The sequence below is a fragment of the Hymenobacter psychrophilus genome (genome assembly GCF_900107135.1).
GTDB classification, from domain to species: Bacteria; Bacteroidota; Bacteroidia; order Cytophagales; family Hymenobacteraceae; genus Hymenobacter; species Hymenobacter psychrophilus.
The window spans coordinates 248,381-268,734 of the sequence record NZ_FNOV01000003.1 but is presented as its reverse complement, the minus strand read 5'-3'; the positions used below and the strand labels follow the sequence as shown (position 1 = coordinate 268,734).

Annotated in this window: 21 protein-coding genes; 4 read left to right on the top strand and 17 right to left on the bottom strand. The window is 59.9% G+C overall.

The features are described from left to right. The first annotated feature begins 94 nt into the window (after positions 1-94). Positions 95-2,014 carry a hypothetical protein gene (locus tag BLW21_RS06155; protein WP_092738571.1) on the top strand — a complete coding sequence of 640 codons (1,920 nt, stop codon included), beginning with the start codon at positions 95-97 and terminating at the stop codon, positions 2,012-2,014. Between the two features lie 54 nt (positions 2,015-2,068). Here the strand turns inward: BLW21_RS06155 and BLW21_RS06150 are convergent, their stop codons facing one another. The 8 genes from BLW21_RS06150 to BLW21_RS06115 form a co-directional block, all read right to left on the bottom strand. Continuing rightward, positions 2,069-2,422, bottom strand: a complete 354-nt coding sequence (locus BLW21_RS06150; RefSeq protein WP_092738570.1) for a hypothetical protein — start codon at positions 2,420-2,422, stop codon at positions 2,069-2,071. Between the two features lie 11 nt (positions 2,423-2,433). Further along, complete coding sequence (locus BLW21_RS06145) at positions 2,434-2,727, bottom strand: hypothetical protein (protein ID WP_139255101.1); 294 nt, start codon at positions 2,725-2,727, stop codon at positions 2,434-2,436. Next, positions 2,724-3,188 (bottom strand): hypothetical protein, encoded by a 465-nt coding sequence (locus tag BLW21_RS06140; RefSeq protein ID WP_092738568.1) that lies wholly within the window; start codon positions 3,186-3,188, stop codon positions 2,724-2,726. The genes BLW21_RS06145 and BLW21_RS06140 overlap by 4 nt, the downstream gene beginning before the upstream one ends. Positions 3,189-3,982: 794 nt before the next feature. Continuing rightward, positions 3,983-4,204, bottom strand: coding sequence for a Lar family restriction alleviation protein (locus BLW21_RS21050; RefSeq protein ID WP_139255100.1), 222 nt, complete (start codon positions 4,202-4,204; stop codon positions 3,983-3,985). 4 nt (positions 4,205-4,208) lie between these two features. Then, the gene (locus BLW21_RS06130; RefSeq protein WP_092738566.1) at positions 4,209-4,850 is read right to left on the bottom strand and encodes an NUMOD3 domain-containing DNA-binding protein; all 642 of its coding nucleotides are present in this window, start codon (positions 4,848-4,850) and stop codon (positions 4,209-4,211) included. A 389-nt stretch (positions 4,851-5,239) separates the two neighbouring features. Further along, entirely contained in the window at positions 5,240-6,274 is a 1,035-nt protein-coding gene (locus tag BLW21_RS06125) for a hypothetical protein (RefSeq protein WP_139255099.1), read from the bottom strand. Positions 6,275-6,461: 187 nt separating this feature from the next. After that, positions 6,462-6,761 (bottom strand): helix-turn-helix domain-containing protein, encoded by a 300-nt coding sequence (locus tag BLW21_RS06120; protein ID WP_092738564.1) that lies wholly within the window; start codon positions 6,759-6,761, stop codon positions 6,462-6,464. Positions 6,762-6,925: 164 nt separating this feature from the next. After that, entirely contained in the window at positions 6,926-8,305 is a 1,380-nt protein-coding gene (locus tag BLW21_RS06115; protein WP_092738563.1) for a site-specific integrase, read from the bottom strand. A gap of 334 nt (positions 8,306-8,639) precedes the next feature. On the opposite strand from BLW21_RS06115, the gene BLW21_RS06110 reads away from it, so the two are divergent. Continuing rightward, positions 8,640-9,356, top strand: a complete 717-nt coding sequence (locus BLW21_RS06110; RefSeq protein WP_092738562.1) for an LPS-assembly lipoprotein LptE — start codon at positions 8,640-8,642, stop codon at positions 9,354-9,356. A gap of 13 nt (positions 9,357-9,369) precedes the next feature. On the opposite strand, the gene BLW21_RS06105 is transcribed toward BLW21_RS06110, so the two are convergent. After that, positions 9,370-10,005, bottom strand: coding sequence for a CatA-like O-acetyltransferase (locus BLW21_RS06105; RefSeq protein ID WP_092738561.1), 636 nt, complete (start codon positions 10,003-10,005; stop codon positions 9,370-9,372). 49 nt (positions 10,006-10,054) lie between these two features. On the opposite strand from BLW21_RS06105, the gene BLW21_RS06100 reads away from it, so the two are divergent. Then, on the top strand, positions 10,055-10,759 hold the full coding sequence (locus tag BLW21_RS06100; protein ID WP_092738560.1) for an HAD family hydrolase: 705 nt from the start codon (positions 10,055-10,057) through the stop codon (positions 10,757-10,759). 5 nt (positions 10,760-10,764) lie between these two features. On the opposite strand, the gene BLW21_RS06095 is transcribed toward BLW21_RS06100, so the two are convergent. From BLW21_RS06095 to BLW21_RS06070, 6 genes are all read right to left on the bottom strand, one after another. Continuing rightward, entirely contained in the window at positions 10,765-11,253 is a 489-nt protein-coding gene (locus BLW21_RS06095) for a hypothetical protein (protein WP_092738559.1), read from the bottom strand. Positions 11,254-11,338: 85 nt separating this feature from the next. Beyond that, positions 11,339-11,770, bottom strand: a complete 432-nt coding sequence (locus BLW21_RS06090; protein ID WP_139255098.1) for a hypothetical protein — start codon at positions 11,768-11,770, stop codon at positions 11,339-11,341. 246 nt (positions 11,771-12,016) lie between these two features. Continuing rightward, positions 12,017-14,053, bottom strand: a complete 2,037-nt coding sequence (gene uvrB / locus BLW21_RS06085; RefSeq protein ID WP_092738557.1) for an excinuclease ABC subunit UvrB — start codon at positions 14,051-14,053, stop codon at positions 12,017-12,019. Positions 14,054-14,327: 274 nt separating this feature from the next. Continuing rightward, complete coding sequence (locus BLW21_RS06080; RefSeq protein ID WP_092738556.1) at positions 14,328-14,696, bottom strand: DUF6970 domain-containing protein; 369 nt, start codon at positions 14,694-14,696, stop codon at positions 14,328-14,330. Positions 14,697-14,811: 115 nt separating this feature from the next. After that, positions 14,812-16,380, bottom strand: coding sequence for a hypothetical protein (locus BLW21_RS06075; protein ID WP_092738555.1), 1,569 nt, complete (start codon positions 16,378-16,380; stop codon positions 14,812-14,814). Continuing rightward, positions 16,367-17,050 carry an RNA polymerase sigma factor gene (locus BLW21_RS06070; protein ID WP_092738554.1) on the bottom strand — a complete coding sequence of 228 codons (684 nt, stop codon included), beginning with the start codon at positions 17,048-17,050 and terminating at the stop codon, positions 16,367-16,369. Before BLW21_RS06070 ends, BLW21_RS06075 begins: the two co-directional genes overlap by 14 nt. 305 nt (positions 17,051-17,355) lie before the next feature. Here BLW21_RS06070 and wrbA point away from each other — a divergent pair, with 305 nt between their 5' ends. Beyond that, positions 17,356-17,967: an NAD(P)H:quinone oxidoreductase gene (gene wrbA, locus BLW21_RS06065; RefSeq protein ID WP_092738553.1), complete on the top strand. Its 612-nt coding sequence runs from the start codon at positions 17,356-17,358 to the stop codon at positions 17,965-17,967. Positions 17,968-18,131: 164 nt separating this feature from the next. On the opposite strand, the gene BLW21_RS06060 is transcribed toward wrbA, so the two are convergent. After that, on the bottom strand, positions 18,132-18,881 hold the full coding sequence (locus tag BLW21_RS06060) for a LytR/AlgR family response regulator transcription factor (protein ID WP_092738552.1): 750 nt from the start codon (positions 18,879-18,881) through the stop codon (positions 18,132-18,134). Between the two features lie 97 nt (positions 18,882-18,978). Then, positions 18,979-20,256, bottom strand: a complete 1,278-nt coding sequence (locus BLW21_RS06055; protein WP_092738551.1) for a sensor histidine kinase — start codon at positions 20,254-20,256, stop codon at positions 18,979-18,981. Between the last annotated feature and the right edge of the window lie 98 nt (positions 20,257-20,354).

Sequence of the window (20,354 nt, the reverse complement as noted above, 5' to 3'; positions counted from 1 at the left end):
TATGGCAACTGTCTCATTCCCAAATTATTCCCCCGTTCCGTTAGGTGTCGCGGGCAGTGGTGAAGCGTTTCTACTCCAAGGCGGCGACAAGCCCTTGGCCACGATAGCTCGACAAGATTTAATAGCCCGCCACGCAGCCGAAAAGGCAGCCGCCAACAAGCAGAAGCAGGAGCAGCAGGAAGCCCAGCAGATGCAGCGGTTACGCTCGGGTATTCAGACAGACGGTTTCCTTCCCTATAAGCCTATGCTTGACCAGGAGCGGGGGGGGCTCTATAAGCAGCTTCAGGGCGTGATTCACAATCCCAGCCTGAACAGCGTTGATAAGCAGAGCCAAGCCGACGAAATTATTGCCAACCACAACAGTAAGGTGGATTGGACCAAGCAGCTGGAAAGCCGGTTTAAGGATGTAGTCCGGCTTTCCAGCGGGGCCGATGCCCCCTACAACCCGGCCGCCGTGGATGCGGCCCTACAAGCCACGCTGAAAGACAAAGACGGGCAAATTTTGGCACCCGGCTCCTACAACCCCGACGTGGTGAACGCCGTGCTCGACAACCCGGATACGTTCGACCAGACCGCCGTTGCTACCCGGTTTCTCGACCAACTTGTCAAGGAAGATTCGTCTACCACCTCTACAGCGGCCACGCCCGGCCGTTACGGACAGCGCAATACGGCGACGTCCAATTTCTTTGAGGTGCAGGACGGGGCTTTCAAGCTAGACCCGACGACTGGCCGACGCATTGCCCGCACCAGCCGCCCGGAAGTCGTAGAGGCTGCCCGGCGCGACCCGTTCGTGAGCAAGCTAATCGACCAGCAGATGAAAGCCCACGCGGCGACGGTGGCCGGGGTGGTGGAGAAAATGAAGGCATCAGAGCCGCTGACGGAACAAGAGCAGCAGCTAGTCGGGCAGGAGCAGACCGGCTCCAAGCGGTATACTCAGTACCTCGATGAGCTGTTACTTCCCCACGCGTACCAGCGGAGCACCGAGATTCAGACATATGCCCGGCCGGTGGCACCCAAAGCCCCCAAGGCAGCCCCCAAGGCAGCCCCCAAGAAGTCCGCGTCGGAGATTACAGTTACGCCGACCGTGGGCTATCAGGCCAGCACCTATACCCCGGAGCCTAACGGCCTTCGCCAGCGCACCATGAAAGCGGCCCTCGGCATCACCCCGGCCCAGGTAACTAACCATTACCCCACCGTGGGAGTTACCTTCGCAAGCGCCCGGAGCCCCTTCGCGGAAGTATTGGTAGACAACCGGGGCGCGGAAGTAGTAGGCCAGAACGGCACGACTACCAAGCTCGCGCAGGGTAACGGCAAGGTGCCCGCCCGAATCACTAGCCGCGACCTAGCCCTTTACATCAACGGCAAGCGCGTAGGCCGCAGTCGGGCGTTTACCTCCGATACCGACGCCTACGGCTACCTGCTTTCCACCATTGAGGGGCTTACCCCGGAGCAGGCCCGCAAGGCTGAATTTCGGGCTGAATACCGGGGCAGTATCACCGACAAGGCCCGCACCTTGAACAGCGGAACTGGGGGCCAGAATGCAGCCGGTAATCAGGAATCGGAAGGGGCCGACCGGAAGAAAACCAACCCCTGGGATATATCGGAAACAAAGGGCCGCAACTCAGGCCCCACGTCCACGGAGCAGTCGGTTATCATTCCGGCCAACCAGACCACCGACGCCCAGCTACAACGCGCCAGCGGCGGCACCTGGAACCCGCGCAAGCTCACGTCAGAGCAGGCCCGCGCCGTGGAAGCCTTGAAGCGCAAGGGCGGGCGGCTGCTGGACCCGTACACCCAGACGCCCACCACCGGACAGCAACCTCAGCCGGTCTTGAAGAAAACGGGCGTCGATTGGGGTGTTCCTGCTCCCGGCAATACGGGCGGCAAAAAGAAAACCAGCTTCTCAGTCCCTACCCCAGCTTCCGGCGACCGATACCGCAAGCAACTAGTTGGCAAGAAGGACGTGCTTGGCTTTGGCACCCCTAGCCCTGCCAACCGGGGCGGGGCTTACTAGCCAACCCCTAAAAGCAAAAACACCCGCCCAAATTGAGCGGGTGTTTCTTTTTACTCAGCCTCGGCCGTGTCGTGCCTGAACGTCTTTGTGAATCTGATAGAATTGTGGGTGGTACGTGGCAATTGCTTGCTGAATCCCGGCGCATACCTCGTATTGCTCGCGGGCTTCAAACTCTCCCATGACCATGTGTGCAAGAATATATCCCCCCACTATGTACATAGAGTCGAAGTCGCGGGCTGCGTAACCGCCAGCAATTGACTGGAGTAACTCAGTTGTGGGCGGCTCTAGGAATACGTCCGGCAGATTTTCAAGTAAGTAGTCGAGGTATTCCCGCAACCACACTACGTCAGGGTACTCGCGGGCAAACGCGGCGTTCTGCTGCTCCATGTATGCTTGTTGTTCGTTCATAGGGGGAGGCATTAAATTTCGGGAAAGGCCAGCAGGGCCGTAAGGTGGTAGGCGTCTCCATCGGTCTGACAGCCGAACCACTCATGTAGCTTGCCGTGGTGGGCGTACAGGTAGTAGGGGTGGGCCGAACCGGGCAGGTGAACGGCTATACTGAGCAGGGTTTCGGGGCAGGCTGCCGAAAGCAGGGAAAGGTAACGTTCGGCTTCTTGCTCAACCTGCACGGGGGCCAGCTTGGGGCGGCCAATGGTCTGCATCCGGTCGGAGCTGAGGTAGCCAACGAGGCGAACAACGCGGGGGCTTCTCATAGCGGGCGGATAGCGCGAACAACCTGATACACTTCCACCAAGTCAGCAGCGGCCGTTTCTACCGGCTCGGGTAGGCTGGCCTCGTCGTCTTGCAGACTCAGCAGGCTGCCGCCGTAACGTAGGCCATTGCCCACAATGCGGGCTACGTGGTGAGCCTGGAAGGGCTCCCAACTCCCATCATCGGCCGCGCCAACCTGCACCAGCAGCAGGGCAAAGGAATCGGCGGCCACGTTTGCCCATTCCTCGCGGGCTAATGGGCGACCCACCAGGTAATCACCATTGAGCAGGCGGGGGGCATGAACGTCATTGCGGGCCAAGTAGAGTCGGCAGCCGCTGCCAGCTTCTTCGGGGGTCAGCAGGACCACCGCAGGCACACCGTTGTAGGTAGTCGGCTGGTTCAGCAGCTCGTCGTTTAGGGCGACGGGCTGGATACTGGTTGGGGGTATCGTGGCGGTCAGCATTACAGTGGGATGAGAGGGCGAACAGTGGGCTAAAGGTCGAGAGTCGAAGCTTGTTTTACAAGTATTTATTGATATAAATAACTGATAATCAATTGTATGTAATTAAATTACGCAGCTTTGTATGTTGCTTCCCCGTCAGCTAGTGCTCAGGCAGGTAAATGAGAGTAACATCTTGTCGGGGCCGGGGGGCGACTTTTCAGGGGTACCCGGTCGCGGAAATGCGTTTTGGGTGGAGAAGTCGAGGGGGCCGTTCCTAGTCAGGAGGTGCCCCCGTGTAGGTAACTCCCCATTTGTGGGGAGTTAGCCCGGCCGCTATCGAGCAAGAAACTTGCGAGCGGCGCGGGCAAGTTGGGCGGCGGCCAGCTCGGCTGTGATGCGGCCGGCAATGGTCAAGGCCACTTCGTGCCGGCCCTTTCGGCCCCTGCGCCGTGCTACCAACCCAGCAGCTACTAACCCGCTAACCGCGTCCCGTAGTCTGGTTTTGGAGAGAATGGCCGCTTCCCGTAGGTCTGCTAGGGTAATGGCAGGCTGATAAGAGCCCAAAAGCATTACCTGAATGCCCAATAATGCCCGGAGTTGACCCACCGAAAGGTCATTCTTGGCAGCTTGTGCCCGCAGGTGGTCGGCGGCGAGTAGTGAGGCTGCCAGTAGTTTAGGCTCTTTGATTTTCACGCGGTTAAGGCAATTAGGTGCGGCACTAGGCGGCGCTGGGTGAGAGGTTGAAAGGGGCGTAAATGCCAATTGTATCTGTGTAGCTTGGTCCTGGATTTTCGCCAGCACAATTTCGCGCCCACCTACGGGGGCAGCTTGGCGCGGGTATTCCAGCGGCGGGTGGCTTCGGGCAGTGTAGGGCAAGGGCCGACGAAAGCAAGGCTTACCGGGCAGGCGTTTCCGTCGTTCGAGCAGTTGATGAAATACTCGGCGGGTACTTTCAGGAAGGACGACGGGTGCTGGTTGGTTTCCACGGCGGCCGGGCCACCACAGAACGGGCAAGGCAACAGGTTAGCGGGCTGCATACTGTTAGGCCGCTATTGCCAGGGCCTGACCTTCTGAGGTGGCCGGAATGAAGTCGTAGCCCTCGGCCCGCTTCTTGCCGCTCTTGCACCAGCGGATAATCTGCTTCGCATGAGTGCCCATTACTTGGGCGGCGGCTGGTGCAGAGGCAAAAGTGCCAGCCGGCGTTACGTACCAGCCTTTGAACTTCGGATGATTCTCGCCCATCTTCTGAGCTGACATCTTGGCTTTGGTTTCCGCGCTGGCTGACTTGCCGTAAAGATGGTGCTCAGGGCCGCGCTTAGCTTTCATTAGGCCGGTGGCGTAGGCGTGGCGGGTGTTCTCGCTCTTGGTTACCCATTCTAGGTTATTCACACCGTTACTTTCCTTATTCCCGTCCCGGTGGTTCACATCGGGCTTGTTTTCGGGGTTGGGAATGAAACGGCCAGCGACTAGACGGTGAATCTTTCGCCACTTTTTGGAGCCATTATTCAGCTTTAGGAACACTTGCAGATACCCAATACCATTGTCGGCAAGGGTAAGGCAGCGGTCTTTGAGCGAAGAATAAACGGCTCCGCAAGGGCTGACATAGTACGGGGTGGCCTCGGCTATCTGGTAGAAGGTGATACCGTCGTGGTAGGTGGTGGGGACGTTAGGTAGTATGAACATTTTGGGCAAGGTTGGGCCAGGGTGCCCGTTTTGGGAGCACCAGCAGGTGAGTAAAAGGGGTTGGGGAGGGCGGCGCTAGTGGCGCGGGCTAAACAGCGTCAGCAAACCTTGACGCTAGGCGCTGAGCCTTTGTCGAATGCTCCCTTCGGTCCGCTTCGACGACCTAAAAAAAGAGTTTTATCTACTCGGTAGCACAGCGACGAAGGAGCGAGCACACCGAGGCCCGCCCGGCGAGGGCACCGTTAGCTGACTGCCGCGTCGTATGGGTGTTGGGAATAGTGGCACTGTGGTAAAAGCATATAGTCTGTCTACCAGTTACCACTATTCAGGCTGCTAGCTGTGTATTGTGGTCGTTGGCAAAGCACCTATAGGGAGTTGCCACAATACCACTATCCAGCAGGGCACTCAACAGGCGCGGGCAGCAGGTGGTATTTGGTTGTGCGTCCTTCCTTGATAGCTGACAGGCACATGGGCTGACCGTCTGTGCCCTCGAAGGTTACGCCTTTCATTTCTTTCAGGCGGTCGCGCACAACCTTTTCTCCGGCTTTCAGCTCGACGCGCAAGGCGGTTACCAACTTGCCTTGCTCTAGCGGGCCGTTGGCTAGTGCCTTTACCAGCGCGGGGGGTATCGTGTCGGCGGTAGCAACCCGCTGACGTTGGGCGCGGGCTTCCTTCACAGATTCAGGGGTGGCTTTTACAAGCTGTTTGCTCACCTCATCAAATCGGGCATGGGCAACGAGGCCCCGGCGGCCGTGGCGGCGCTTGATGTACCGTAGCTCAATTATCCCTGTTGCATCTCCGCCGGCCTGCTTGATGTAGCCCACCTGCATAACAGTACTAGACTTGTTGCTTATCTCAGTGCCTAGGTGGCCACGCGCTTTGGTGGTGCCGGGGTTTTCGTGAATGATACCAATGAAGGTCACGTCGAACGTGTTGATAGATTGGTTAAGCATGTCGGACAGAAGCAAGCTGTCTTTGGGGTCGTTGAAGTCGTTAACGCAGTCAGAGAGCACGTCAATCACTACCACGATATGCCTTTCAATAGTGAGGCGGGCATATTCCAGAAACTCAGTCAGGGCTCCAAACCGTTCTGCGCGGCCTATTCCCTGTAATGAGATGCAGCGGAAGTGCGGCACACTATCTGTTCTGGCAAACCCAGCCCACTCTTTAATCCGCTGCACAGCCGCCGGGAACTCGCTGGCTAGATTACGCTCGGTATCGACGTACACCAATGTATAATCCTGGGGCAGTTCGCTGGAACGGTGGAAGCCTAGCGTGTCGCACTGGGGTGTGCTCTGGGCAATGAGTACGGCGCTTATCAGCTCACCCATGCGGCTCTTGTGGGCTCCGGTCTGGCCTTGAATCAGGTTCAGCGTACGCGAGAAGAAAATAGGCTCCTCGAATTGCCGGATGAAGGGCAGCACACCTACTATGGGTAGCTTTGAGAGTTCAGTAATACGCTTTTCTCCGGTTAGCAGCCCCGCTAGATGGCTAGTTGCTTTCTTCTTGGGTGTACGCTTGCCCACATACTCCGCGTGCGGGTCAATGTCTTCGGGGCGTATCGCCTGCTCCAATATGCCGAGTAGGGCAGGGCTAGCCACCGGCTTCCGCTTATCTGCCATTGGTCAGTCCGTTAGTGGTGGCACCTTTCCGACTTCCGGCTTGCAGATAGCTCAGCAACTCGGCGCGGGAAAACGTCAGCCGCCCCCCGCGCTTCATGTGCGGAATAGCCCGCTCCGATACAAGCGTGTAGATGCGGGGCTTGCTCAGACGTAGCACTTCGCAAGCCAGCTCAATACCGCCTACTTCGGGGCCAGCAGCAGCCGGGGCGTTGAGGCGTTGCAGCAACTCGTTCTGGTTGGCCTCAATCCGGCGCAACCAATCTTCAAGGGTAGCAAAGGGGTTTTGCATCACTCGCCACCGTTTTACAGCAGGCTTCGTTGCCTGTTTTTGTTAGTGACGGGTCAAAGTTCTCAATCAGTTGACTGTTAATATATAACTGTTAAATACTTAGGAGATTTATTTTTGTTATTACTCCTTTTACCATCCAATCTTTACTTAGGATCTGTAATTCTTTACAGCAAGTTTTCAAAGGCAGAATCTACCACGTCGGACGCGAAGGAGTCAAGGTATACGGCTGTAACTGACTCGCTGGAATGGCCCATTGTTTCGCTGATTATGGCCGTAGAAACCCCGGCCCGCTTTAGGATGGTCGCCATAGTATGCCGGGCTACATACGTAGTCAGCGGCGTCTCAATTGTAGCGGCGGTGGCTAGTGCTTTTAAGTCCTGATTAACCTGCCCTAACACCTTGTGGCTCCGGTTCTTCACCTGCAAGGCCGTGCGGTGCTTCTCGGCATTCAGGATGGGGAAGATATACGCATCCGGCCCGGCGTATGTAAAGGGGCGGTACCGCTCTATAATTGCCTCGGCTGGGGCCAGCAGCCGCAAAGAGAACTTGCCGCCGGTCTTTTGGCGCGTGTAGTGTAAGCGTAGGCCCGCGCCTTCCGTCTGGGATAGGTCGCGCCAGCGGAGCTGGGCTAAATCCACGAAGTTGATACCACCTGCGTAGTAGCTGAATAGAAACACCTCCTTCGCCAACTGTTGCCGCTCGGTGGCCGGGGCCAAGGCTTTCAGGCGTTCCAACTCGGCCCGGCTGATAGCCCTCTTGCTGGTGGTGGTGTCGAACTTGCCGACCTGAAACTTGTGGCGTTCCTCGGCATTGCTGGCAAAGGGGTACTTCTCCCGCTTGGCTACTCCTTCGCCAATAGCCTTGTTCAGCACGGCCCGTAGGGTGCGGAACCGTAAGGACAGAGTAATTTCCTCTGCTCCGGTGGCGCGTAGTGTGGCCTCCCACTCATTGCAGAAAGCCACGTTTACCCGGTCAAAGGGAACATCGTGCGCCCGTACCCACTCGGCCCGCTCCTGCTCCCGGCCACGGCCCAGCGGGGGCTCGGGGGCTCCGGCCTCGGCTCCGATAAACTTTGCCAACTGGTTGCCCAAGTCGCGGTAAACACCTGCGTTGCCAATCTGGCCCCGCTTCACCATCCCGGCCGCTATTTCCTCCACGTAGGCCAGCACCTTTACCCGGCGGGCTGCCTTGCGTTCCTCGGCGGCTTTGCGGGCCACATCGGCTGAAGTATGTTGCTCATCGTTGGATACAAACGTACCAGCCGCAGTATCATACTTGGCCTCCCACCCCGCCAACGAGTTTATTAGGTCGTTGCGTTGGGGATCAGGGTAACTGCGGCGAATTGATTTGCGGTAGTCGCCGCCCTTCTCGGCATTCCAGTAGCGGGGATGCAATTTCTCCCCTGTCGCCAGATACTTTCGCTTTCGGTCTTTGGTAATGCAGATAAGAAAAGGGTGTGAACCATCAGCTAATACCTTGCTGGTAAAATACACGGTCCGGACGGTGGCCCTGCCTTCTTTGTGGTCGGTGGTGGTACGTGCCATAGGTTGTGTAAACCGCCGGCTGGTTTACACGGTGGTTTACACAAACGTAGTAGAAAACGGGATATGAACAATAGACAGCAACAGAACAACCTGCCTTATTGCCTCATTAACAGTGCTCTTAAAGAATTCCACCAGTAGATGAAAGTACTGTACCCATAGCTTCCCAAGCTGAGGGTCGCGAGTTCGAGCCTCGTTTCTCGCTCATTCATAATCAGCCACTTAGATGCAAGTCTGGGTGGCTGATTTGGTTTACACGGTGGTTTCTGCAAACCATAGCGTTGGTTGTGTACTATGGCAGCTGCTTTAATTGATGAGTGGACGATATATTTTATCCATGCGCCTCGTCCTGTATCTGTTACTTTTCATCTGTGCAGGCTGTACGCCGGCCGCTACATTTCGGCTATGCCCCAATCTGCACACTGACCCCACCAAACGGCTGTACAATGATATCGTAACGGAGTTGATTGAGCAGCGTTTCTATAATGTCTATCTCCCGGAGAAAGACCAGAAAGTATTTCAGAAGCACTACCTGGAAGTTGACCATCTGGTGGCAAATGTTGCTGATGCAGAGTGGCATGAGTGGCAAAGTGCACATTTTCAAAATAAGCTTTTTGGGGACACTTCGCACTTTCAAACGCTCTATCTGAACACTTCACCGGCAAATAATTCTCTGGATCTGGCTGAATTGCCCGACCAGTTCACCGCGTTGTCTCCGCAGTCAGCCATAGTCGCGCTAATAAACAGGCTGGCAACCAACCGGTCCCAGGCGGCATTGGACAGTCTAAATCGAGTCCAGTCGCGGATGCGACCATCGGAGTTTCAGCTTTGCACTGCCCGCTTGCAGCCAGCTGATACTGAACAGCAGCGGCAGGCTCAGGGAGTGGGGACTCTTACCCTTTCGCGCGTGGTTTTTAGCGACGATCAAGAGCAGGCTATTTTAAGTTTTAGCTGGCATTGCGGGCCCCGCTGCGGCTTTGGCGAGGTGCTACTAGTAGAACAGGTGGCTGGGCGGTGGCGGATCAAGCAGGCCATCCAGACCTGGATTTCCTGATAGAAACCCAGTGCTACCCATCCAGCCGCCGCTGCAGCTCCGCCAGCAGCAGGCCCACGTGGTAGCCGTCGGCTAGGCCGTGGTGGACGTTGACGGACACGGGCAGCAGCTGCCGGCTACCCTCGGGGCGCAGGCGGCCGACTGATATTTTGGGGATGCTGTCGGCGGGACTGGCGAAGCTGCGGGCGTGGGTGAGGCCGGTGAACGAAAGCCAGGGCATAGCCGAGAAGTGAATCACATCGGGCCGGCCAGTTGCGGGGCTCAGGCGCAGGCCGCTGCTCTGGCGCACGGCCTCGGCTTCGGTGGCTAGGCCCTGGCCGAATTCGTGTAAATCGGAGCGGAAAGGGATGAAGCTGAAGGCGAAGGTGTGGTCGGGCCGCGAGAGGATGGCCGACACGTTGATCTGGTCGTAGCAGTCGACCTGGCCGTCGGGGTTGATGCGGTAGCGCAGGTTTTCCACCGTTTGCACGGCTGCTACCGTGGCGTGCAGGTAGAGCTGGAAGAACGACACGCCCAGCTCGCGGGCCCGGGCGTAGGCCCGGGTAGCGTCCACGTCGGCCACGAGGCCGAAGAACGGCTCGTCGAACTGCGAAAAGAAGGCAAAATGCTCCTGCCGGTTCCAACCAGCCTGCTCGATACGGTGTTTCATACGGGCGCAAAGGTAACTTCGCGCCTTTCTTTGCCGCTACACTTCGCCCATGCCCGCTCCCCGCCTCATTGCCTTCGACGCCGACGACACGCTCTGGCCCAACCAGCCCCATTTCGATGCCGCCGAGGCCCGCCTCTACGAGCTGCTGGGCCACTACGGCACCCCGCAGCAGTTCAGCGACCAGTTTTTTGCCGTGCAGCGCCAGAACCTGCCGCTGTTCGGCTACGGGGCTAAGCCCTTCATGCTCTCGATGATTGAAACCGTGCTCCAGCTCACCGACGGGCAGATTACGGGCCAGGAAATCCAGCTTATCCTCGACCACGGCAAGCGCCTGCTCGACTTCCCCATCGAGTTGCTGCCCGACGTGGCCGATACGCTGGCCGCCGTAAAAGCGCTCGGCCAGCCGCTGATGCTGCTCACCAAAGGCGACCTGTTCGACCAGGAAAGCAAGCTGGCCCGCTCCGGCCTCGGCGACCTGTTCGACCACGTCGAAATCGTGAGCGAGAAGAACGAGGGCACCTACCAGCGCATCCTCGACCGCCACAACGTGCGGCCCGAGGAGTTCGTGATGGTGGGCAACTCGCTGAAGTCGGATGTGCTGCCGGTGGCCCGCCTGGGCGGCCACGCGGCCTACGTGCCCTACCACACCACCTGGGTGCTGGAGCGCGTGTCGGAAGCCGAGCAGGCCGGGGCTTCGTTCCGCCAGATGCAGTCGGTGGCCGAGGTACCGGCCTGGCTGCGGGGGCTGGAGTAGCCCGCCTAGCGCGCCAGGGCCCGCCGGAACAGGTAACGCGTCTGCGAATCCGAGCTATACGTGGTTTTGCCGTCGTACTGCGGGCGGTTCGGGTCGCTGGAATACAGCGAGGTTTCCACCTTCTGGGCGGCCCCAAGCAACTGCGCGCTCGTGCGGATTTCCAGCAGCTCCCAGCCATCGGCCGAAAGCGCGTTGATGGCCCCTAACAGCAGCCCGTCAACTTCGCCCGGCTTTGCTCCCTTAAAGAGTTTGGTATCGGGTTCCAGAACCGTTTGGCCCCGCCAGGCCGGCGCGAAGATGATACGCCAGTCGTTTTCCAGCCGTACCAGTTGGTACTCGTAGCGCACGCCGTTGGTTGGTGCAACGGGCGTCACACTGATTACGGGTAATGGGCTCGGGGCCACCAGCGGCGCCAGTAACGCGGGTTGTGCTTTCTGAGCCGCCGCCGCGCCGGAACTCAGCAGGGCCATCAGGAGCAGGGTAGACTTCAGCATAATTCGAAAAGGCTTCGGAACGCGGAATATGCCGCATTTCGGAGCCTTTTCGAATTATGTGCCAGAATGTAGTTGTTAGCTGATTTTACTTGGCTTTGCGCAGTAAATACACCACGCCATCGGTGCCGAAGCTGCTCATCTGCGTTACTTCCCAGCCGTCTTCGGCGGCGAGGTTCAGGCTTTGCGTTATTTTCTCAGTGAGGGCTTGACTGTGGGTGGATATTACCCGCATCTGCTCGGCTAGCGCTGCCTGTTGCTGCCGCTGTTCCTTTTGCCGTCTTTCCTGCAGTTGAGCCGTACTCAGCTTTTTGCCATTGATATACGTACCATCGGACGTAGTTACAGTGGTTTCGCTTTCCTCAGTACTACTCGAAAATGAGCCAAAGAACTGATTGTTAATCTGCTTTGTATAGGCCGTCGGGTTCAGCAGCATTATTTCCGACTGCCCCCGTAGCGCGGGGCTGAAATGCCCTATGGGTCCGGCCATCGTTTTGGATCCATAATAGAAAATCTGCATATACTGATATGCCGGCTTACTCTGGGCTACTGCCACCTGCGCGCTTATCAATAGCAGAAAAAGGAGGAGGCGGGTTGCTTTTTGGTACATGATAATAGGGCGTTAAGTAAGTAATGGGCGCAAACATAATCGATTTACCAGACGGCCGCGAAAACAGCCGGCCCGTAGCCAGAATGCCTCGGGTGGGCACTCCGGCTACGGGCCGTGGTTCGGCAGTAACGCGGTAGTTGCGCCGCGCAGCGGAAGTTAATCCCGCTTCGTTTTAAGCACCTGCTTGAGGGCGGCCAGCTCGTCGCGGAGCTTGGCGGCGGTCAGGAAGTCGAGGTCTTTGGCGGCGGCTTCCATCTTCTTCTCGGTTTGCTTGATGAGCTTCTCCAGGTCCACTTTGTTCATCGTGGAGATGACCGGCTCGGCGGCAATAGCCAGATTCACATCGGCGTCGGCGTCGGCGTACACCGTGTTGTCCTGGATGCGGTAGTCCGAAAGGGAAGTCTGGCCCAGGATTTCGGCGTGGCTCTTGCGCACCGTGCGGGGCGTGATGCCATGCTCCTGGTTGTAGGCCAGCTGGGTGGCGCGGCGGCGGTTGGTTTCGTCGATGGCACGTTGCATCGAGCCCGTCATGCGGTCGGCGTACATAATCACCTTGCCCCGGTCGTTGCGGGCGGCCCGACCCATGGTCTGGATCAGGCTGCGCTGGTCGCGCAGGAAGCCTTCTTTGTCGGCATCGAGGATGGCCACAAGGCTTACTTCGGGCAGGTCGAGGCCCTCGCGGAGCAGGTTTACGCCGATGAGCACGTCGATTTCGCCCAGCCGCAGCTGGCGCAGGATTTCCACCCGGTCGAGGGTTTTCACGTCGGAGTGTACGTAGCTGGACTTGATGCCCAGGCGCTCCATGTACTTCTGCAGCTCCTCGGCCATGCGCTTGGTGAGGGTGGTTACCAGCACCCGGTCGCCCATTTTCACGCGGTTGTCCACTTCATCCAGCAAATCGTCAATCTGGTTGGTGCTGGGGCGCAGGTCGATTTCGGGGTCGAGCAGGCCGGTGGGCCGGATAATCTGCTCCACGATGATGCCGTTGGCCTGGGTCAGCTCGTAGTCGGCGGGGGTGGCACTCACGAACACGGCTTGGCGGTACATGCTCTCGAACTCATTGAACGTGAGCGGGCGGTTATCAAAGGCCGAGGGCAGCCGGAAGCCGTACTCAATCAGCGCCGTTTTGCGGCTCCGGTCGCCACCCCACATGGCCCGGATCTGGGGCATGGTGGCGTGGCTCTCGTCCACGACCAGCAAGTAGTCGTCGGGGAAGTAATCGAGCAGGCAGAACGGGCGGGTGCCGGGCTGGCGGCCGTCGAAGTAGCGCGAGTAGTTCTCGATGCCCGAGCAGTAGCCCAGCTCCCGAATCATCTCCAGATCGAACTCGGTGCGCTCCATGATGCGCTTGGCCTCCGAGTCGCGGCCCTCCTTCTCGAAGTAGGCGTGCTGCTGCACCAGATCATCCTGAATCTCCTTGATGGCCTGGTTGAGCGTGTCCTTGCCGGTCACGAACAGCTGAGCCGGGTACAGGGTCACCGATTTCTCGTCGGCCAGCTTCTTGCCGCTGGTCGGGTCGATGCGGTGAATGGCCTCGATTTCGTCGCCGAAGAAAAACAGCCGGTAAGCGTAGTCGGCGTAGGCCGGGTACACGTCTACGGTGTCGCCCTTCACCCGAAACGTGCCGCGCGTGAACTCCACTTCGGTGCGCGAATACAGAATCTGGACGAACTGGTAGAGCAGGTTGTTGCGCGAATACCGCAGGCCGGGGGCCATGTAAATCACGTTTTTGCTGAACTCCTCGGGGTTGCCGATGCCGTAGATGCACGACACCGAGGCAATCACAATCACGTCGCGCCGGCCCGACAGCAGCGTGGACGTGGTGTGCAGCCGCAGCTTTTCGATTTCCTGGTTGATGGCCAGGTCTTTCTCAATAAACACATCAGACGAAGCAATATAGGCCTCGGGCTGGTAGTAGTCGTAGTAGCTGATGTAGTACTCGACGGCGTTGTTGGGGAAGAACTGCTTGAACTCGCCGTAGAGCTGGGCGGCCAGGGTTTTGTTGTGGCAGAGCACCAGGGCCGGCTTGCCGGTTTCGGCAATCACGTTGGCCATGGTAAAGGTTTTGCCCGTGCCCGTGGCCCCGAGCAGCACCTGGGCCGGCTCGCCGTTATTAATGCCTTCCACGAGTTGTTTGATGGCCTTGGGCTGGTCGCCGGTGGGCTGGAATTCCGAGGTAAGCTGGTAGTTCATGCGGGCAAGTTAGGTAGCCTGTGATAACCGCTTTCCGGGACCGTTGGTTCGGGCGTCTGGGCTAATAGATTCGGGTCGCTTTCCCGCCGAAATACGCGGTGGGTTGGGCAGCGGGTACCGAGCCGTGCAGAGAAGCCGAAAGCCCGCTCCTGATAGTCAGGAGCGGGCTTTCGGTTGGTGCTGCGTGTGGTGCGCAGCGCTTCGGACGCTCATGCAGCAACCTTGTTAAAAGGAACAACGGAAGCCCTACGCATCAGCAACGAAGCGCTAAACGCTACCGTGGGTCGCGCCAGATGAGGGTGGGGTTGGTGGCGGTGGCGGCGAAATCGGGGCAGGCTCCGTCGCCCTTGCCAGTCAGGCCTCCGGAGGCGGCGCACACTACGTTGCCGCAGTTGTCGAACAGGTAGTTGTAGGCGTCGGGTGTGCCGCCGGTTACCAGGTACACCGTGCGGCTCTGGTAAAGGTACTGGGTTACTTCAGCGGCGGGGTTTTGCTTGGGCTTCTGCTTGAGCTGCTCGATAAGGGTAAGCGAGAAGTTGCCGGGGCAGTTATTCTGAGGCGCTACCTCGTCGGCCGTAGACGCGCAGCCCGCCACACTCAGCGCCAGCCCGATCATCGTCAGCAGGAGGGTAAAACGGTTCATGATGAGTTGGGAACTGATGATTTGGTCGTGAGCAGTAAGGTTTCGGAGGGAAAAATAGTGCGTTGTTCAACGTACTGTTTTCCCTCCGTAATCCCTGCCAGGTCAGTACCAGAAATTACTGTACTGCCGGCATCACCTTGGTGCTGCCAAACTCGACGGTGGCCTCTACGCCCAGGCTGTAAGGGCGGGTTTGGCGGGCGGCGCGCTGGCTGGGGTTGGCGTTGAGTGGCGTGATAAACACCTCGGCGCTAGGGCCCAAAGTTACATTCCAGGTCGAAAGCACGGGCTGGTAACGAACGCCCCCACCCATTCGGGCCGAGGCAAACAGCGTCCGGTACGGCGACTCGGCCGAGCGGATATCGTAGCTGCGGGTGGCCTCAGGCGAGCCTTCCAGCTCCGAGCGGCTATTGAGCAGCAGGCTAACCACGGCGCCGGCTTTGGCATAAAGCGAGAGTCCGGCTTTCTGCGAGCCATACGTAACGCTCACGGGTACGGCTGCCGTGCGGTAGCGATACGACGTAGGCCGGGGCGCGGCAGCTCCGCCGCCGTTGCGTATCCCGAAGCCTGCGCTGGAGGAAGGCGCGGCGAAAATATTGGGCGCTTCGTCGCCTACCTGTTTGCCATCCAGAAAACCAAAAGAGGTGGCCGAGGAAGCCCGGCTCTCGGCCCATTCGGCCCCGGTCGATATAGTCCAGTGGGGGCTGAACTGGTAGGAGGCCGTCAGGGCGACGCGCTGGCTGGGCCCCGAGCGCAGGTTGCGGCGGTACTCGCGCTCGGCATCTTCCTGGTAGTAGCTGCGCAGGGCGTTGGTTACGGGGTCGGCCTTGGTGCGAGCGTCGGCCCGCGAGAAGTTGATATTGGGGTTGAACACGCTCAGGGCATAGCTGCCGCCCACGCGCAGGCGCTTCCAGAGCTTACCGGGGACTTTGTGCGTGGGCTCTGTGGTAAAGGTGGTTCTGGCCACTGCGGCGGCCGGAACTTCGTCCGGCATCAGCAGCTGACGCTGGCCCGGACGGCCCAGGCCCAACTCGTTGCGCAGGTTCAGATCATCGAACGTAACGGCCAGACTGGTCGGCTGACCCCAGGCCGCGGCTATGTCTTGGCGGCGGCCCGGCAGCGCCAGCAAACCCGCCGCGGAGTAAGCCCCCTGGAATGCTTCGCTGGTGCTGGCCAGAGCGGCGGCCGCCTCGCTGTAGCCGGCGGCCGCCTGGCCGCCGGTACGCAGGGCGTGGCCCGAGCCGTAGGCGCCCACCGACTGCGCAGACGCCTCTTCGGTGGCCAGCGTTGCCGCCAGTCCGGCAAGGTGGTCGTAGCGGCCGGCGCCGAAGCCCGTTTCGGGCAGAGCCAGGCCCGATGACGAGGCGGCGGATCCGGTAGTAGTAGCCAGCACGGGGCCGGCCGGCTGGCCCGACCGGGCCAGATAGGCCCAGCTGGCAACGCCCAGTGCCAGCACCAAGCAAGCCGCGGCGGCCCAGCGGTACACGGCAGCCCGCTGGCGGTACATGGCGTTCTGGCGCAGCATGTCCGTGTGCTGCTGGGCTACCAGCTCGTGGTCGAGCTGGTCCCAGAAGTTAGCCCGCGGGCGCACCTCGGCCCCGGCCAGCTTCTGCTGAAACAGGTGCTCCAGGTCGCCGGTAGGGCGCGCGGGCTGGTGGTTGTCAAAGGGAGGGTTAGCGGAAGCCATGGGGGCGTTGCGCGTCGAGGCGCTCTATTTTGTTTTTCAGAATGGCGCGGGCCCGCGAGTACTGCGACTTGCTGGTACCTTCGGAAATGCCCAGCAACTCCCCGATTTCCTTGTGGCCGTAGCCTTCAATGGCGAACAGGTTGAACACCATCTGGTAGCGCGGGGCCAGATCCTGCACCAACCCCAGCAGCTCCTCGAAGTTGTAGTTGGAGAGCGTGAATTCTTCGCCGGCCAGGTCCTGGGGATACTCGCCCCCGTCGCTGACTGCAACCAGCGGAGCGTTGCGGCGGTGCTGGCGCAGGGCCGCATTCACCATGATGCGGCGAATCCAGAACTCCAGCGGGCACTCGCGGCGGAAGCTGGCCAGGTTCTTAAATACGGTGAGAAACCCCTCCTGCAGCACATCTTCGGCCTCAAAAGTGGTTTGGGCGTAGCGCAGGCACACGGCCATCATCCGGCCCGCAAACCGCTCATACAGGTATTTCTGCATGAGCCGGCTGCCGGCCAGGCAACCGTCAAGCAGCTCGCCATCGGAAAGCTGAGCGGGCGGCGTGAGCGTACGGCTGGCCGTGGGGGCCGAAGACGCCGCCGACTCGGTCGCGACGTGGGCCCCGGGCAGCAGGCTCCGCAGGCCACCAACCCCACTTAGGGCCGCCGACAGGGCGCTCATTGGGCTTGCCGGCCAGTGCGGAGGCCGGTTCCGGGGTAGAATGCTTGCTGCATACGCAGTTAAATAATACGGGGGAATGGATTCCGGCTAGCGGCCGGCTAAGTGCTGATAAGAGGACGAACAGGCCGCCGGAGGTTGCATGGCTATCGGGCTATTTTCGAACAGGCAAGATAAGTCTTTCGTCTTCACGAAGTTCAATTGGCAGCAAGGGCAATAAAACCCTTTTCTATGATTCAGTGTATATACATTGGTATACCGGCTGTCGGCTGGTTTTTCGCTTTCACACCTTCCATTTCCTTCTGCCCATGAAAACGCTGATTCTGTTCTACTCCACCTATGGCCACGTGTACAAGCTGGCCGAAGCCGTAGCCGAGGGCGCCCGCGAGGTTGAGGGCAACGAAGTGGTCATCAAGCGCGTGCCCGAAACACTGCCGCGGGAGCTGCTCGACAAAATCGGGGCTACCGAAGCCCAAAAGGCCTTCGACCATATTCCGGTGGCCAAGCCCCAGGAGCTGGACCAGTACGATGCCATCATCATCGGCACGCCCACGCGCTACGGCAACGTCTGCGGCCAGATTCAGGCGTTTCTGGATGGTACCGGGGCCCTGTGGGCCGAAGGCAAGCTGGTGGGTAAAGTAGGAGGGTGTTTTGTGAGTACGGCCACCCAGCACGGGGGCCAGGAAACCACATTACGGGCGTTGCACACCGAGTTGCTACACCTCGGCATGGTGATAGTGGGCCTGCCCTACGCCTGGCAGGGCCAGATGGGCCACCACGAAGTAACCGGCGGTACGCCCTACGGCGCCAGCACCGTGGCCGGCGGCCAGGGCGAACGGCAGCCCAGCGCCAACGAGCTGGAAGGTGCCCGTTTCCAGGGCCGCCACTCCTCGGAAATAGCCAAGAAGCTTAGCGCCTAGTGGATAGGGCGTAGTGCTTAGGTAGCCGCCATCGACCTGATAAGGGGCCTTGTCACGCTAAAACGAGTCGTAGTTACGATTGTCGTTCAAGCGTGACAAGGCCTTTCTTTCGTCAGGATGATGACGCCTGTCTAAGCACTACGCCCTATCAATTAAGCACTAAATTACAGCTGATTGTAGGCCTTAATAAGGGCGTTGAAGGATTCGCGGTAGGTGTCGCCGATGGGCAGCAGCCGGCCCGCTACCTGCACCTTCCCCCGCTCAACGTGCTCGATTCGGCTCAGGGCCACCAAAAACGACTTGTGGATGCGGGCGAACCGCTCGGGGGGCAGCACTTCCTCCAGCCGCCGGAACGACTGCAGCGTGAGCACCTTGCCCGTAGTGGTGTAGAGCATCAAATACTCCTTCATGCCCTCGATATAGAGCAAATCGTCGAACGCCACGCGCTGCAGGCGGTGCTCGTTCTTGACGAACATGGCGTCGTCGGGGGCGGCGGCCGGGGCGGCGGGCGGGGCGGCTTCGGGCGCGGCGGCGGTGGGCAGCGCAGTAGCGGGTACGGCGGGTAGCTGCTGGCGCACCTTCTGAATGGCCTGCACAAACCGCTCGAAGGCAATGGGCTTGAGCAGGTAATCGGCCGCGCTGAGCTCGTAGCTGCGCACCGCGTACTGGTCGTAGGCGGTGGTGAACACGATGCGCGGACCGGGCTGGGGCAACAGCTGAGCCAGCTGCACGCCCGTAAGCCGGGGCATATGGATATCGAGAAAAACTACGTCTACGGGGTTATCCTGTAAGAAAGCCAGCGCCGCCAGCGCATCATCGAACTGCCCCACCAGCTCCAGCCCGGGTATCTGGGCGCAGTAGTCGGCCAGCAGGTCGAGGGCCAGCGGCTCATCATCAAGAATTACGCAGGTCATAGCGGTGGTTGGGGGATGTGGCGGTTTGATGACGTGAAATGGATTTCAGGAGGGTAGCGGAGACGAGGTTTGCCGGCACGATATCACCAAACCACCATTACGGCAGCAGCACTAAGGTAACGCGGTGTTGCTCGGGAGTTGTCTGCACGTCGAGGGTGTAGCGGTGGGGGTAGAGCAGCTCCAGGCGGCGGCGCAGATTGGCCAGGCCCACGCCACCGGGCTGCCGGGGCAGGGGGCGTTCGGCATCGGCAGGCGCTACATAGTTAAGCACCGAGAAGCGCAGTAAGCCGTCGGCGGCGAGGTGCAGCGCAATGTGCACTGCCACGGGCCGGGCCGTGAGGTCGCCGTGCTTGAAGGCATTTTCGACCAGTGGCAGCAGCAGCAGCGGCGCAATCGGGTGGGCGCAGTCGGGATTGGTGCCTTCCACTGCCAGCACCACTGCCTCTTGGGCCGCGGCGGGCAGCCGGAGCCGCTGCAAGTCCAGAAAGCTGCGCAGGTGGTCCAGCTCCCGGCTCAGCGGCACGGTATCGGTGCTGCTCTCGTAGAGCAGGTAGCGCATGATTTCGGCCAGCCGCAGTACCGCCTCGGGCGCTTTGTCCGACTTGCGGCTCGTGAGCGAGTAGATGTTGTTGAGCGTGTTGAACAGGAAGTGCGGGTTGATCTGGGTTTTGAGCATGGCCAGCTCCGTCAGCAGCTGCTGGCGCTCCAGCTCTCGGCGGTTGCGCTGCCCGCGCAGGTAATCGTCGGTGATGCGCAGGCCCGAGGCCCCGCCAATAATAAAGGTGCCCAGAATGGCGGCGGCCAGCAACCGCATAACAGCCTCCGGGAAGACCGGTTTTGGTCGCTTCGTGCTGTCAATTTTTACTGTATCTGGCTTGCGCCCATCTTTGGAGGCCGCTGGTATCCGCTGGGTTGATACGTGCACGCCGGACGGCGAAAACTGCGGTATTACCCAGGCAACGAGGCCCAGGTAGGGGAGCAGCAGCAACGCGGCCATTGGCACGTACTGCACTACCCGGCCCCGGCCCAGCGTGGAGGGCACCAGCCAGCGCCAGGTGAGGTAAAAGAGCGTGGCGTCGCCTACATCTTCGAGCAGAAACCGGCCCAGCTGCAGCAGCAAAGGCCACCATTCGGCGAACGTGAGCGGGAAGTGAGGCAGCTTTGAAACAGCGTTGCTCATCTTCAGCCCGTCGATTGATAGCAGCCACAGCCACAGCACTATGTGGGCCCAGCGCGGCACCTGGGTTACCTCGGTGGTGGCCAATAGTTCGGTAGGCCGCAGCCAGCCGCGCAGCCGGGTTTGCCAACGGTGGCCGCGGGGCGGCAGTGGCCGACCCGCCGAAGCGGTAGGAGCAGGCGGCGTGAGAACTTCCATCTTCGAAAATAGTGCAATAACGGACCGCCGGCCTGCCTTCTTCAATCAACCCCGCCAACGGCTCCCTCAACGCCCCGGGCCGGCGCACCAACCCGGCG